Origin of the sequence: Algoriphagus lacus, from assembly GCF_003583985.1 — a bacterium.
In the GTDB taxonomy this organism is placed as follows: Bacteria; Bacteroidota; Bacteroidia; order Cytophagales; family Cyclobacteriaceae; genus Algoriphagus; species Algoriphagus lacus.
In genome coordinates this window covers 339,563-353,346 of the sequence record NZ_QXML01000004.1, presented here as the reverse complement: position 1 = coordinate 353,346, position 13,784 = coordinate 339,563, and the positions used below count along the sequence as shown (strand labels likewise).

Below are 13,784 nucleotides of genomic sequence, written 5' to 3'. Positions count from 1 at the left end.
ATGGGTTGAAAGAAAAATTTATAAACAGATGAAATATACCATGATTGGAGTTTGGATTTTGGCCGTGACGGCTTTTTTCTCCTGCGGGGGAAGCGGATCTTCCGCTGATGGCAAAGTTCAGGTTGCTGGAAAAATCGAAAATGCGCCCGAAGGGGTAGTGATTCTTTCCCAGTTTACTGATAGTCGACCAAAAATATTGGACACGCTCTCCCTGAATTCTGACGGTGAATTCACCTATGAGCTGACCGTTGAGACTCCTACGTTTTATGAATTGAATCTCTATGGTCAAAAAGTAGTTAGACTGGCCTTATTTAAGGATGATGTAGAGGTGAATTACAATTTCTCCAATCCGGAAAGCTTGGTAATCGAAGGTTCCCAAGACTCCAAGGAAATGCTGAAGATTGAGAAGCTGATGGGAGATTATCAGCTGGAAGTGAATAAGCTGAATGAGGCATATTATGAAGCCATGAGTAAAAACGACTCGGAAGCCATAAAAAAAATCCAGTTGGACGCCATGACTTTGGAAACTCAGCAGGCTGAAAAAGTGAAGGAAATGATCACCAGTATGGGTGATTCTTTCGCTCCACTTGCGGCAGTTGGACTTTTGAATCCTAAGACTGACTTTCCATTTATTGATGAATTGGTTGCTAAGTTGAATGAAAACTACCCAGGCACCATATCAATTCTTCAGATGAAACAACAGCTGGATGAAATGAGGGCACTTTCTGTGGGTCAACCTGCACCTGAAATTGAATTACCAAATCCTGATGGAACAATGGTGAAGCTTTCTGATCTAAGGGGAAAATATGTATTGATTGATTTTTGGGCGGCTTGGTGCAAGCCTTGCAGACAGGAAAATCCAAATGTCGTTCGACTTTACAATCAATACAAGGATAAGGGATTTGAAGTATTTGGGGTTTCATTGGATCGAACCAAAGAAGACTGGGTGAAAGCAATTGCGGATGATGGATTGACTTGGACTCAAGTTTCGGATCTGAAGTATTTCAACTCAGTAGCAGCGGAATTGTACCAGATCGAGGCTATTCCTGCTACATACATGATCGATCCGGATGGAAAAATTATTGCCAAAGACCTAAGAGGGCCGAGTTTGGAAAACAAACTTGCTGAATTGTTTGATTAATTACCTTTAAGGAAAATCAAAAGCCCGGGATCTTTTCTGATCTCGGGCTTTTTTTATGAGCAGAGGTTTAAATCAAAAAGAAAAGGAAGGAGGAAAAAGTTACCAAACAGTCCTTCCTTTAAAAATCGTGTCTTTGAAAAAAGAATAGCAAAAGTTGTTTATCACCCGAGACAAATCTAATAAAAACATTCAAAAGAAAAACAATTCGAAAATTATTCTTTTTTAAAGTAATAGTAATATTTTAATAAAATGATTTAAAAAATCAAGATCAAATCAATTCAAAATGGTTCTCCGGTGCGGTTTTTTAAACTGGATTTAGATTTTTCCAATGAAAAAAAAATCAAAAAAAAGTCGCTGAAATTTTCAGCGACTAATTATAGGTTTAAAAAGATTCTACTTTTCTATCTTTTCGAAGCTCGCAATGACACCACGCACCATTGCCGAACTAAATCCCTGATGCTCCATTTCATTTAGACCAACAATCGTGCAGCCTTTTGGAGTGGTTACTTTATCTATAGCTGCCTCAGGATGAATGTTTTTTTGAATCATTAATTCTGCTGCCCCTTTTACGGTTTGATTTACAATTTTACTGGCAGTGACTGAGTCAAATCCAATTTGTATACCTCCCTGAATCATTGCACGCATAAATCTTAATACATAGGCAATTCCACAAGCCCCCAGGACTGTAGCTGCCTCCATCAATGTCTCATCGATTGAAATGGTAAAACCTATTGAATCAAAGAGTTCCTTGATCATTTCAACTTGAATTGGATTTGCCTGTTCATGGCAAATGCAGGTGATGGATTCCTGAATATCAGCTGCAATGTTTGGCATAGCTCGAAATGTTACCGTTTTTGGATCCAGGACTTCATACATTTCTTTGAGGGTGACTCCTGTCGCCAGAGAAACGATGATTTGTTTGCTTGGATCTAAAGCAGGTTTTATTTCTTTTAGGATCGTAGCCACATTGTATGGCTTGACTCCCAAAAGAATTAAATCGGCATATTTTGCCGCAGCGGCATTGTCTGGATGAACATGAACTCCTTTGGCTTCGAATTCAGAAAGGCTTGATGTATTTCGTTTGGTCAGGGTCAGATTTTTTGGATCAAAGTCCCCCCTCATCAAAAGTCCGTTTGCGATGGATGTGCCGAGATTTCCGCAGCCTATTATGGCAATTTTTACAGTTGAGATCATGGAATTTGAATTTTTAACAGGTTTGATTGACTAAAGGTAAACAAATCACAGGCCTTTCTGCCAAAATGAAAAAGCTTCTGGCTGATGCTGCCCTTACCATTGGATTTTTTATGTGAATTATTTGGAAAAATATTTTGACATAAAGTAAAGTTTGTTTTACTTTTGGTAAAATAAACATGACTTATGAAAAAGAACTCACTATTGGAAGTCCCGTTGCTTCATCCTGGATGGAAGAAGCTGGCTTATGTGTTTTTTCCGCTTCCGGTATTCATTGTCATCGGGATGGCTTTTTTGAATCCCAAGACTGACCCAAATGAAGCGACTCAGATCATTTATGGCTTTTGGGCGTTGGCATTTATGATTTTGAACCTGAGCAGAGAGCAAGTGGAGGATGAGATGATACGCAATTTCCGGCAGCAGGCTTTTCAGACTGGATTTTTCTGGCTGTTATGGGGTCTGGGTGCGCTGATGCTTATCAATTACCTCAGATTCGATCGGATCACCTCGGAGCTATTCACAGCATATCTGGTGCTTTTCCTGCTTAATGCCTACATCTATGTGGCTTTTCAGTACCAAAAATATATTGCCAACAAGGAAGAAAACTAATCCCATACGACCATGCTGACCAAAATCCTTTTGCCTCACCGCTATCAAAAAATCGGTTGGATTCTTTTCCTGCCATTTGCCGGACTTCTCTTCGCTAACAACTACTTTGATTTCAATTTTGGATTTCTGGAATTAGAAGTGAGAGATGGTCAACTGTTTGAAGATTCCAAAGAGAATTTTACCAATGAAGTCGCTTTGATTGGTGTTTTTATCTCCTTGTTCTTTTTAACATTTTCCAGAGAGAAAGAAGAAGATGAATACATTCAAAAGCTCCGCCTAGATTCGCTTTTGGTGGCTTTTTATGCCAACACCTTTATCCTGATCATCGGAACTATGCTTTTTTATGGTTTTGGTTATTTGGAATTCATGGGATACAACATGTTTACCATTCAGCTCATATTCATAGGTAGGTTTAGATGGGTTCTACACAAGCAAAAGCAAGCCATGCTAGCAATTTAAGGACCGGATGTTATGAAGAATTCTATCAAAGTGGAGCGTGCCAAGAAAGACATGACCCAGCAGGACTTGGCGGAAAAAGTCCAGGTTTCCCGACAGACCATCAATTCCATTGAGGCTGGTAAATATGTTCCTTCCACCGTATTGGCCTTGAAAATCGCCAGAATTTTCGGTGTGGCTATGGAAAATCTTTTTGAATTGGAGGAGGGTGATTGAGGTCAATTTTGAAAAGCCATTTAGCTTCTTTTCAGAATCCATTTTCGAGAAGTCCATTGGAAAACCCGAGGCTAGGAAAAAGCAACTCATAGGAGTTTTTGCCCATTACTTTCAAATTTTAGAAGGAGTGCTGTCGTTAAAATCTTACCTTTGCCGCTTTAGAATTCCTTTTTGATGCCCAAGCTGATCCGTATCACCACCGTTCCACTTTCACTCAAACTTTTGCTCGCAGGGCAAATGAAATATATGAAAGAACAAGGTTGGGAGGTGGTCATGATTAGCTCTGATGGCCGGGAAGTAGATCAGGTAGTCAGAAATGAGGGTGTCCGGCATGAGGTAATTCCGTTTACCCGAAGGATTACACCTTTTCAAGACCTAAAGTGCATTTGGTTGCTCATCAAACTTTTTCAACGTGAAAAACCGGATATAGTCCATACTCACACTCCAAAGGCTGGACTTTTGGGAATGATTGCTGCAAATCTCTCTGGAGTAAAAATCCGGATTCATACCCTTGCGGGAATTCCCGCAATGTCAGCTGAAGGAAATAAAAAAAGCCTCCTGGAAAGTGTTGAAAAGTGGACTTATTCCAATGCAACAGAGGTTTGGCCAAACTCCGAAGGACTCCGAAAATTTGTAATCGAACAGGAACTTTGTCCGGAAAATAAACTGAAGCTCATTCACAAAGGCTCATCCAACGGAGTTGATTTGGAAAAATTCAACCGGGAATCTCTGAAGGAAAACCATCTGGTTGCAGCCACCATGCGCATCATGCCAGGTGAGGACGATTTCATCATTCTTTCTGTGGGTAGGTTGGTGAAGGACAAGGGGATTGAGGAATTGGTCTCTGCTTTCCTGAATTCAAAGATAGTAAACCGATCAAAGCTGGTTCTTTTAGGTTCTTTTGAGCAGGAGCTTAATCCGATTTCTCCAGAGACGATGCAGACCATTCGGGACCATGCTCGGATTGTTCAGATTGATTGGACAGACCATGTTTCTCATTACTTAGCTTTGGCAGATGTGTTGGTTCATCCTTCTCATCGAGAAGGTTTTCCAAATGTTTTGCTCGAGGCTGGAGCGATGAATGTGCCGGTGATTTGTTCAAATATCATTGGGAATATCGACATCATTACCCAGCAAAAAACCGGATTAATTTTTCCTATAAAGAATGCCGAGGTGCTTAAAGAGGCTTTGGAGTTTGCTTTTGTGAAGAGGGACAAAATGGCTCAGTACGCAGAAAAACTCAACCAAGAAGTAGTCGAATATTATGATCGGAAAATCCTTCATAAAGAAATTTTTAGCAATTACCAGCGCTTATTAAACACCGCCAAAACCGCGGAATAGTTTATATTTGGCGCAGGATAACCAAGCATCACTTTTCCCTATGAAGTACCTCGTGACCGGCGCAGCCGGATTTATTGGATTTCATGTTGCACAAAAATTAATCGATCGGGGTAATGAGGTAATTGGGTTGGATGTAATTAACGATTACTACGATGTCAATCTAAAATACTCCCGACTTGAGTTCAGGGGTATCCCAAAATCCTCCATCAAGAAAGGAGAACTGGTTCAATCCAGTAAATTTCCGCATTATCGGTTTATCCAGTTGGATTTGGTGGAAAAGGAGCCATTGATGTCCTTATTTGAACAGGAAAAGTTTGACGTGGTCATTCATTTGGCTGCCCAAGCAGGAGTTCGATACTCACTTACACACCCGGAAGTTTACATTCAGAGCAATATCATGGCATTCCTAAATATTCTGGAGTGCTCCCGCTTTTATCCGGTCAAACATTTGGTGTATGCTTCCTCAAGTTCTGTATATGGAGCCAATGAGAAATTGCCTTTTTCCACTTCAGATTCTGTAGATCATCCGATTTCGCTTTATGCAGCTTCCAAAAAATCAAATGAACTTATGGCTCATACCTACAGTCATTTGTTTGGAATTCCTACCACAGGCTTAAGGTTTTTTACAGTTTATGGTCCATGGGGGCGTCCGGATATGGCTCTTTTCCTTTTTACCGAAGCCATACTAAAGGGTGATCCTATTCAAGTTTTTAATTTTGGTAAGATGAAGAGAGACTTCACTTACATTGATGATATCGTAGAGGGCGTGGTAAAAGTAGCCGATCGGCCAGCCCGGCCAAACCCTTCTTTTGATTCCCAAAACCCGGATCCTGGTAGCAGTAAAGCCCCATTTAAAATTTACAACATTGGAAATTCCGCTCCAGTATTATTAATGGATTACATCCACGCTGTAGAAAAGGGATTGGGTAAAAAAGCGAAAATGGAACTTCTTCCATTACAACCTGGTGATGTGCCAGCTTCGCATGCTGATGTTGAGGATCTTGTCAGAGATACTGGATATAAGCCAAATACCCCAATTGATGAAGGTGTTAAAGCCTTTACCGATTGGTATTTAGCGTATTACAAAAAATAAAATTATGTCTAAATCTATCTTGATTACCGGAGGTGCCGGATTTATAGGCTGTCACGTAGTTCAACTTTTTGTCACCAAGTATCCTGAATACAAGATCGTCAATTTGGACGCTTTGACTTATGCTGGAAATCTTGAGAACCTTAAGTCAGTGGAAGAGGCTTCCAATTATTGCTTCGAGAAAGCGGATATTCAGGATGCAGATGCACTTGATGTTGTTTTTACTAAGCATCACATTACTGACGTGATTCACCTTGCTGCTGAGTCCCATGTGGATCGGTCCATTACAGATCCTCTTGCTTTTGTGAAAACCAATGTCTTTGGAACTGTGAATTTGCTAAATGCTGCCAAAAAAGCCTGGGCAGGAGAATTGGAGAAGCATTTGTTTTATCATGTTTCCACTGACGAAGTTTATGGATCACTTCATGATGGTGGCTTTTTTACTGAAACAACGCCCTACGATCCCCAATCTCCCTATTCAGCTTCCAAAGCGGCCTCTGATCATTTTGTTAGGGCGTATGCCAATACTTATAAAATGAAAACGGTGGTTTCCAATTGCTCAAACAATTACGGACCCAATCATTTTCCGGAAAAGCTCATACCGCTTTGTATCAACAATATCAAAAACATGAGACCTCTTCCAGTTTATGGAAAGGGGGAGAATGTTAGGGATTGGCTTTTTGTAAAAGACCATGCACGTGCAATTGATACAGTTTTTCATAAAGGAAAACCAGGTGAAACTTATAACATTGGTGGTTTTAACGAATGGAAAAACATCGACATCGTTCGACTTCTTTGCAAAAAGATGGACGAAAAGTTGGGCAGGGAACCAGGTACATCTGAAAAGCTAATCACCTTTGTACAAGACAGAGCCGGACATGACCTTCGCTATGCCATTGATGCGGCTAAAATTCAAAAAGAACTAGGCTGGGAGCCAAGTCTTCAATTTGATGAGGGGATAGATATCACGATTGACTGGTATTTGGCCAACGAAGAATGGCTTAACCACGTTACATCCGGATCTTATCAGGATTATTATTCGGAGCATTATACAAACAGATAAAAATCATTGGTTATCAGTTATATAAACAACAGAGCCCCGAAATTTTTCGGGGCTCTGTTGTATTGTAATATCCATAATCAATAAAGAGTTCGGAATCGGATTGTGCCAGGGATGGTCTTTAATGCTTCTATGGCTTCCGGCTCATAAGCCTTGTCAATATCCGTAATTACGTAACCAATCTTCTCATTAGTTTTCAGGTATTGACCGACAATGTTGATATTGAAGTTTGCCAGTACCTGGTTAATTTTTGCCAAAACACCTGGTTCGTTCAGGTGAATATGGATCAGTCGGTGCGCATTTTTTAGGAAAGGCAACTGGATGTTCGGGAAGTTGACAGAATTAAAGGTATTGCCTGTATTGATGTATTCCATGATTTTGCCTGGAACGAATCGGGCAATGTTTTCCTGAGCTTCCAAGGTACTTCCACCGATATGCGGAGTCAGAATTGTATTGGGTAAGCCGATCAATTCGGATACAAAAGGTTCTTTATTGTTTTTTGGTTCTTCCGGAAAAACGTCAACTGCACATCCAGCCAAATGGCCAGAGAGCATAGCCTCACGCAATGCAGGAATATCCACCACATGCCCGCGACTGAGGTTGACCAAAATCGCTCCCGGCTTCATTTTGCTAATTTTTTCGCGGTCAATCAGGCACTTATTGTCTTTTCGTCCGTCAACATGGAGGGAGATAATATCACAGGTTGAAAGTAATTCATCCAAGGAATTGACTTTAGTGGCATTTCCAAGGGCAAGCTTTTCAATCACATCGTAATAGAAGACATTCATTCCCATATTTTCCGCCAGGACTGAAAGCTGCGCTCCAATATTTCCATAACCCACGATACCGAGTTTTTTACCCCTGATCTCGAATGAACCAGTTGCAGATTTATCCCATTTTCCCTGGTGCATGCCAAATGACTTGTCCTGGAATCGTCTCATCAGGAAGATGATTTCCGCAATCGCCATTTCTACCACAGAGCGAGTATTGGAGAAAGGCGCGTTAAACACCACAATTCCTTTTTCCAGGCAGGTTTCCAGATCAATTTGGTTGGTACCTATGCAGAACGCTCCTATAGCCAAAAGCCTGTTAGCATTTTCAAGCACCTTCTTGGTTACATTGGTTTTGGAGCGAATGCCCAAAATCGACACATTTTTAATTTTTTCGCAAAGTTCATCTTCGCTCATGGCGCCTGTGGCCACTTCAACTTGGTATCCCTCTTCTTGAAGCAGATCTACTGCGATGGGATGTACGTTTTCCAAAAGGAGAACTTTGATTCTGCTTTTTGGATAAGAAAATTTTGTATTCAACTTATTGAGGTATAATATTTCGTCAAAACTTGGTGCGATGTGATCAGCCTGGCTGACAACTTTGGGCCTGTGGACATTTTCCACAAATGCATAAAACTTATTGGCCAAACCAGAAGCCTTTATTTCATAATCGGTGTATCCGTCACCGATTACATAAATGTCCCCTTCGAGATTGACCCGCTTGATGGTTTCTGCTTTTCCGTTGTTTTTGGAAAGGGGATTGTCACGATTGAAATCAATGATGTTTCCTACTTCGTCATAGACAAATTCATTGGCAAAGACGTTCTCTTTTCGAATTCCATAATCGGCTACGATCGGAATGATGAAATCCTTGAATCCATTGGAAATGATGTAAATGTCATTGGCATTTTCCTGAAGGAACTCCTTATTTCGCTCAAATGATTTGGAGACTTTTTGCTTCAGAGCGGCGATCAAATCGGTAATTTGAGATTTGGTCGCTTTTAAGATATTCAGACGCATTTCAAGACTGTCTCTGAAAGTGATGGATCCTTCCATCCCCTTATCAGTGATGTCTTTGATGGCCTGAAGTTTTTGGGCTTTATCGGGGTCATTGATCAAGCTGATTTCTCCTAAAATGTCAAGGGCTTCAACTTGGGTAAACGTACTGTCAAAATCAATAATAAACTTTTTGGTTTGAGGCATGAGTACAGGGTCAATAGGTCATCGTTGGGTAAAATTACAGGATTGTTAAAAAATCCGATGGATTGTTGCTGAATTTGTTTGAAAAGATTTTTCAGATTAAAAATTTATAAATATGATCCAAATTAGATAAAGCCAATTGTCAGCTTAAATTATTCTAAAAGCAGTTTTTTTCTTTTTCTCTGGTGGTGAATTGAGCTATTTTTGAATTCAAACAATTAACCTCAATGAGAAAGTCATTTTTATTTACCTCAGCCTTAATATCAGCCTTGATCTTTTCCTGTCAGGAAAAAAAACAGGAATCTGAAAAGACCACCTATGAAGTTGTGGGAGAAGTTGAAGTAGTACCCGGAAATTATGGGAATATTTTTCAGGAAGAAAAGGTGGTGACACCAGCTGAGATGGTCGCTTCGGTAGAAGCTAAAGGGACTTTTTCAGGAAAAATCTCCGGTGAGATCAAGGAAGTTTGCACTAAAAAGGGGTGCTGGTTTTCCATGGAATTGCCAAACGGAGAATCCATGCGGGTGACTTTTAAAGACTACGGGTTTTTTATTCCGACCAATTCCCAAGGTTTTCCGATTGTATTGGAAGGTGTGGCTACACTCTCCGAAACCGACGTGGAGACCTTGAAGCATTATGCTGAAGATCAGGGGAAATCCAAAGAAGAGGTGGAATCTATCACCGCTCCAAAGCGGGAAATTACCTTTGAAGCAACTGGCGCAAAGATCAAACCTAAAGCCTAATGCCGATTGCTTTGGACAATTTGAGGGTAGGGAGAGTCTACCGACTCATCAATATGGGTGAAGTTCGGAGGATTGAGGTGATGTCCAGGATTTCGGGTGAGAATTTCAGGGTCAAGGATTTGGACACGCTGGAATTTTATACACTTCATGAACTTCTTCAATGGGGAAAGGGTAAGGATTACGATCTGGAAGAAACACGATAAAAAAGGGGCTTTAAGCCCTTTTTTTGTGATTTGGATTACACAGGTTTTATTGCCAATAAGGTATCTTCGGAAAAATTTTAGAAATGAGTAAAATCAGCGCCAGTCAGGCAATTGCAATGGCCAAGTGCCCTAAATGCAGGGAAGGAAGACTTTTTTCAGTCAGTATGTTTAGTTATCGAAGACTCTCTGATGTCAACAAAACCTGTACGGTTTGTGGTGCTAATTTTGTTCCTGAGCCTGACTTTTATTACGGAGCGATGTATATCAGTTATGCTTTTTCAGTGGCTTTGGTAATTACTTCTTTGACCGCTATCAATGTTTTGGTAGCTGAACCGCAGCTTTGGATGTATTTGACGACTACGGTGGTTTTGAATATGATTCTACTTCCGGCGATGCTCCGTTATTCCAAGGTCTTGTACCTTTATTGGTTAGGTAAATTGAAATACAGAGGCTTTTAAGCCTCTTTTTTTTAATTAATACTTGAGTTGCTTTTAACTTGAAGGCTTGGTAGAAGTTACCATCCAATAATCCATTACATTGGAAAAATGAAAATCTGGCAAAAAAAAGCACTCATTCACGGCATGGCCTATTTCTACCTCGCTGCAGGGGTAAATCATTTTATTGCACCGGATTTTTACCTTCCGCTCATCCCCCCCTTTTTTTCTCAGCCTGAATTGATAAATACCCTGGCCGGTATCGCCGAGATTCTCTTAGGATTAGGGATTCTCTATTTTCCTACAAGGAAAAGAGCAAGCTTAGGAGTGGTTATCCTTTTGGTTGCCTTTATTCCGTCTCACGTTTATTTTATTCAAATAGGTTCCTGCTTGGAAGGAGGACTTTGTGTTCCGGAATTGGTAGGATGGTTGAGGTTATTGATCATTCATCCAGTTTTGATCTTTTGGTCTTTTTGGATCTGGAAAAATCCACGCATCTATGCCTAAAAATGTTTTTGGGGAGGAGTTGATTCCTTGTAGCTTGAATCCACTCACCGGCTTTTATAGAGATGGCTGTTGCAAAACCGATGAGCAAGATTTCGGAACTCATACGGTGTGTGCTGTGATGACTGAAGAATTTTTATTTTTTACCAAAAGCCGGGGAAATGATTTACAAACTCCGCGCCCGGAGTATCTTTTTCCTGGACTTAACGCAGGAGATAAATGGTGTCTTTGTGCGCTGCGTTGGCGGGAAGCTTTCCTGGCAGGTTTTGCTCCTCCGGTAATTTTAGAAGCAACCAACGAGACCACTTTGAATTTAATCCCAATGGATTGGCTAATCTCAAAAGCATTCAAGAGATAGTTTTATTATTTTTATTGTTATCATTACTAACAACAATAGAAGAAATACAAACCTTTTTTTAACTCCAGCCGTTTAGCTGATAGTTTTCTGGGAAAATATGGAATCAATAATCAAAAGAATCCGGGTAGAGGTCAGCCCTAATTTGTATCTGAAAGAGCCTTTCAGTTCAGAATTGGGGGTTTCCATTGTGAGGGAAGGTACTCAAATGATTCAGGAAGTAGGGATGGAGCAGTTTACCTTTAAAAAACTTGCTCAAAAAATCGGAAGCACCGAGGCGGCTATCTACAGGTACTTTGACAATAAGCACAAACTACTACTTTATCTAAGTGCCTGGTATTGGGCATGGATGGAGCATAATCTTGTTTTTGCCACCGCCAATCTCAAGGACCCTGAAGAAAGATTGAGTGTGGCCATTCGATTGATGGTAGATGGACCCATCTATCGGGAGAATGAGTTTCTTGACCCAAATCTGCTGAGAGGTCTTGTAGTCAATGAATCGATCAAAGGTTATTTGACCAAATTGGTTGACTTAGAGCATGAATCCGGGATTTTTACTCAAGTTTATAAGTTTGGTGAGCGTATTTCTCATATTATAAGAGAAATTAATCCCAGTTACAGTTTTCCAAAGACATTGGTTTCCACAGTAATGGAATCCAGTCTTCTCCAGTCATTCAATTCCCAGCACCTTCCCGGAATGACCGAAGTAAAACCTGAGGGAAGTGAACGTTACCAATTCTTTCATCAACTTGTCTTTAAAGCAATTTCAAATGAATAGTGCTCCGGATATTACACCTGTCAAGCGATTCTTCAGCTTGCTGAGAGAAGAGAAAAATCAAGTATATGCGATCTATTTTTATGCAGTTCTGAATGGGTTGATTACTCTATCATTGCCTTTAGGAATTCAAGCGATTTTGAACTTTATCCTAGGGGGTAGGATCACTACTTCTTGGGTGATTTTGGTCATCATTGTGGCAATTGGAGTTGTTTTTGGAGGTTTTTTGCAGATTTCCCAACTTCAGATTATGGAAAAACTCCAGCAGCGGATTTTTTCCAAATCAGGTCTGTCAATTGCATATCGTCTCCCAAGAATTAAAACCGAAATCATGCATGGAGAATATGGCCCAGAAATAGTCAACCGATTTTTCGACACAGTCAATCTCCAAAAAGGCCTTTCCAAAATTCTGATTGATTTCTCGGCAGCAATGCTGCAGGTGATATTTGGACTTTTATTGTTGTCTGTTTACCACCCGACTTTCATTCTGTTTGGAATTGTCCTGATTGGGATATTGACCTTGATTTTTTACTTCTCCGGACCTAAAGGAATGGAAACCGCGCTAAAGGAATCTACCTATAAGTACCAAACCGCCTATTGGTTAGAGGAAGTTGGTAGAACCCTCAATTCCTTTAAGCTGGTGGGAGGTACCCGACTACCTATATTGAGAGCAGACAAGCTAATCCAAAAGTATGTGGAGTTTAGAGCCAAGCATTTCTCTGTATTGATTTTTCAATACAAGGTAATGGTTGGATTTAAGGTGCTGATTGTAACCAGTTTGCTTCTGGCTGGAAGTTTATTGCTGATTAATGATCAGATATCAATCGGTCAGTTCGTTGCCGCCGAAGTAATCATCGTTTTAGTAGTCAATTCGGTTGAAAAGCTGATTTTATCACTTGATACAGTATATGACACGCTCGTTTCAGTGGAGAAACTTGGGCAAGTGATGGACCTCGAGTTGGAGCACCAGAGTCCAAGCGACAAAGTTGTCAAACCTAATCCAGAAGGCTTGAAATACAGTATGGAGAATGTGGTGTTTCATCCCCAAGACTCCATTGATCCAATCCTTAAAGGGGTTAACCTTACAATTCAACCAGGTAAAAAGGTGGTGGTTACCGGGAAAAGCGGTAGCGGTAAAAGCGCAATGATGGCCCTTTTTGCCGGACTTTATGAAGAATATGAGGGCAAAGTAGCGGTCAACGATCTTTCATTGGAGTACATCAATTTGGAAAAATACCGGGCAATGGTAGGGGATTTCCTTGAACTCCAACAGATTTTCCATGGAACAATCCGTGAAAATGTGTTAATGGGTAGGGATTTTAACCAAGATCAGTTGGATTACATTCTCGACTTGGTTGGATTGAAAGAGTACATCTATCAACAGCCCTTTGGATTAGATGCAATGCTTCAGCCTGAGGGAAAAGGACTTTCCAAATCAATGGCTCAGCGAATTCTTCTAGCTAGAGGTTTTGTTGGAGATATGAAAGCTCTGATCATGGAAAATGTCCTACAATATGTTGAAAAGGACATCAAGACCAGAATCGTGGATTACCTAATGAAAGGAAACTGGACTTTACTTCTAGTCTCAGACGAAGATGAGATTTTGAGCAAAGCTGACGAGGTTATCCTAATGCAAGCAGGGCTAGTAGCTTTCCATGGGACTTATCAGGAATTTAAAAATCTAAAAAATTAAGGC

The 13,784-nt window shown here is 40.5% G+C and carries 16 protein-coding genes; 14 read left to right on the top strand and 2 right to left on the bottom strand.

The features are described from left to right. Positions 1 to 28 precede the first annotated feature (28 nt). Positions 29 to 1,141, top strand: coding sequence for a TlpA disulfide reductase family protein (locus D0X99_RS10605; RefSeq protein WP_119477800.1), 1,113 nt, complete (start codon positions 29 to 31; stop codon positions 1,139 to 1,141). 393 nt (positions 1,142 to 1,534) lie between these two features. Here D0X99_RS10605 and proC read toward each other — a convergent pair whose 3' ends face one another. Continuing rightward, positions 1,535 to 2,335 carry a pyrroline-5-carboxylate reductase gene (gene proC, locus D0X99_RS10600; protein ID WP_119477799.1) on the bottom strand — a complete coding sequence of 267 codons (801 nt, stop codon included), beginning with the start codon at positions 2,333 to 2,335 and terminating at the stop codon, positions 1,535 to 1,537. Between the two features lie 183 nt (positions 2,336 to 2,518). Here proC and D0X99_RS10595 point away from each other — a divergent pair, with 183 nt between their 5' ends. The 6 genes from D0X99_RS10595 (at position 2,519) to rfbB (ending at position 7,107) form a co-directional block, all read left to right on the top strand. Next, the gene (locus D0X99_RS10595; RefSeq protein ID WP_119477798.1) at positions 2,519 to 2,941 is read left to right on the top strand and encodes a hypothetical protein; all 423 of its coding nucleotides are present in this window, start codon (positions 2,519 to 2,521) and stop codon (positions 2,939 to 2,941) included. Between the two features lie 12 nt (positions 2,942 to 2,953). Continuing rightward, the gene (locus tag D0X99_RS10590; RefSeq protein ID WP_119477797.1) at positions 2,954 to 3,400 is read left to right on the top strand and encodes a hypothetical protein; all 447 of its coding nucleotides are present in this window, start codon (positions 2,954 to 2,956) and stop codon (positions 3,398 to 3,400) included. 12 nt (positions 3,401 to 3,412) lie between these two features. Next, a complete protein-coding gene (locus D0X99_RS10585) occupies positions 3,413 to 3,613 on the top strand; it encodes a helix-turn-helix transcriptional regulator (protein ID WP_119477796.1) in 201 nt (66 codons plus the stop codon). A 174-nt stretch (positions 3,614 to 3,787) separates the two neighbouring features. Then, a complete protein-coding gene (locus D0X99_RS10575; protein ID WP_119477794.1) occupies positions 3,788 to 4,954 on the top strand; it encodes a glycosyltransferase family 4 protein in 1,167 nt (388 codons plus the stop codon). 40 nt (positions 4,955 to 4,994) lie between these two features. Beyond that, positions 4,995 to 6,047 (top strand): NAD-dependent epimerase, encoded by a 1,053-nt coding sequence (locus tag D0X99_RS10570; protein ID WP_119477793.1) that lies wholly within the window; start codon positions 4,995 to 4,997, stop codon positions 6,045 to 6,047. A 4-nt stretch (positions 6,048 to 6,051) separates the two neighbouring features. Continuing rightward, entirely contained in the window at positions 6,052 to 7,107 is a 1,056-nt protein-coding gene (gene rfbB, locus D0X99_RS10565; protein WP_119477792.1) for a dTDP-glucose 4,6-dehydratase, read from the top strand. A 77-nt stretch (positions 7,108 to 7,184) separates the two neighbouring features. On the opposite strand, the gene serA is transcribed toward rfbB, so the two are convergent. Further along, entirely contained in the window at positions 7,185 to 9,077 is a 1,893-nt protein-coding gene (gene serA, locus D0X99_RS10560; RefSeq protein WP_119477791.1) for a phosphoglycerate dehydrogenase, read from the bottom strand. 224 nt (positions 9,078 to 9,301) lie between these two features. Here serA and D0X99_RS10555 point away from each other — a divergent pair, with 224 nt between their 5' ends. The 7 genes from D0X99_RS10555 to D0X99_RS10525 all read left to right on the top strand — a co-directional run bounded on the left by D0X99_RS10555 (position 9,302) and on the right by D0X99_RS10525 (position 13,781). After that, positions 9,302 to 9,817 (top strand): DUF4920 domain-containing protein, encoded by a 516-nt coding sequence (locus tag D0X99_RS10555; protein ID WP_119477790.1) that lies wholly within the window; start codon positions 9,302 to 9,304, stop codon positions 9,815 to 9,817. Next, positions 9,817 to 10,020: a hypothetical protein gene (locus tag D0X99_RS10550; protein ID WP_119477789.1), complete on the top strand. Its 204-nt coding sequence runs from the start codon at positions 9,817 to 9,819 to the stop codon at positions 10,018 to 10,020. Before D0X99_RS10555 ends, D0X99_RS10550 begins: the two co-directional genes overlap by 1 nt. Before the next feature lie 83 nt (positions 10,021 to 10,103). After that, positions 10,104 to 10,478: a DUF983 domain-containing protein gene (locus D0X99_RS10545; protein WP_119477788.1), complete on the top strand. Its 375-nt coding sequence runs from the start codon at positions 10,104 to 10,106 to the stop codon at positions 10,476 to 10,478. A gap of 87 nt (positions 10,479 to 10,565) precedes the next feature. Continuing rightward, positions 10,566 to 10,961, top strand: a complete 396-nt coding sequence (locus D0X99_RS10540) for a DoxX family protein (RefSeq protein WP_119477787.1) — start codon at positions 10,566 to 10,568, stop codon at positions 10,959 to 10,961. After that, positions 10,954 to 11,316, top strand: coding sequence for a DUF2237 family protein (locus tag D0X99_RS10535; protein WP_119477786.1), 363 nt, complete (start codon positions 10,954 to 10,956; stop codon positions 11,314 to 11,316). The genes D0X99_RS10540 and D0X99_RS10535 overlap by 8 nt, the downstream gene beginning before the upstream one ends. Positions 11,317 to 11,413: 97 nt before the next feature. Then, on the top strand, positions 11,414 to 12,091 hold the full coding sequence (locus tag D0X99_RS10530; protein WP_119477785.1) for a TetR/AcrR family transcriptional regulator: 678 nt from the start codon (positions 11,414 to 11,416) through the stop codon (positions 12,089 to 12,091). Continuing rightward, positions 12,084 to 13,781, top strand: a complete 1,698-nt coding sequence (locus D0X99_RS10525; protein ID WP_119477784.1) for a peptidase domain-containing ABC transporter — start codon at positions 12,084 to 12,086, stop codon at positions 13,779 to 13,781. Before D0X99_RS10530 ends, D0X99_RS10525 begins: the two co-directional genes overlap by 8 nt. Positions 13,782 to 13,784 lie beyond the last annotated feature (3 nt).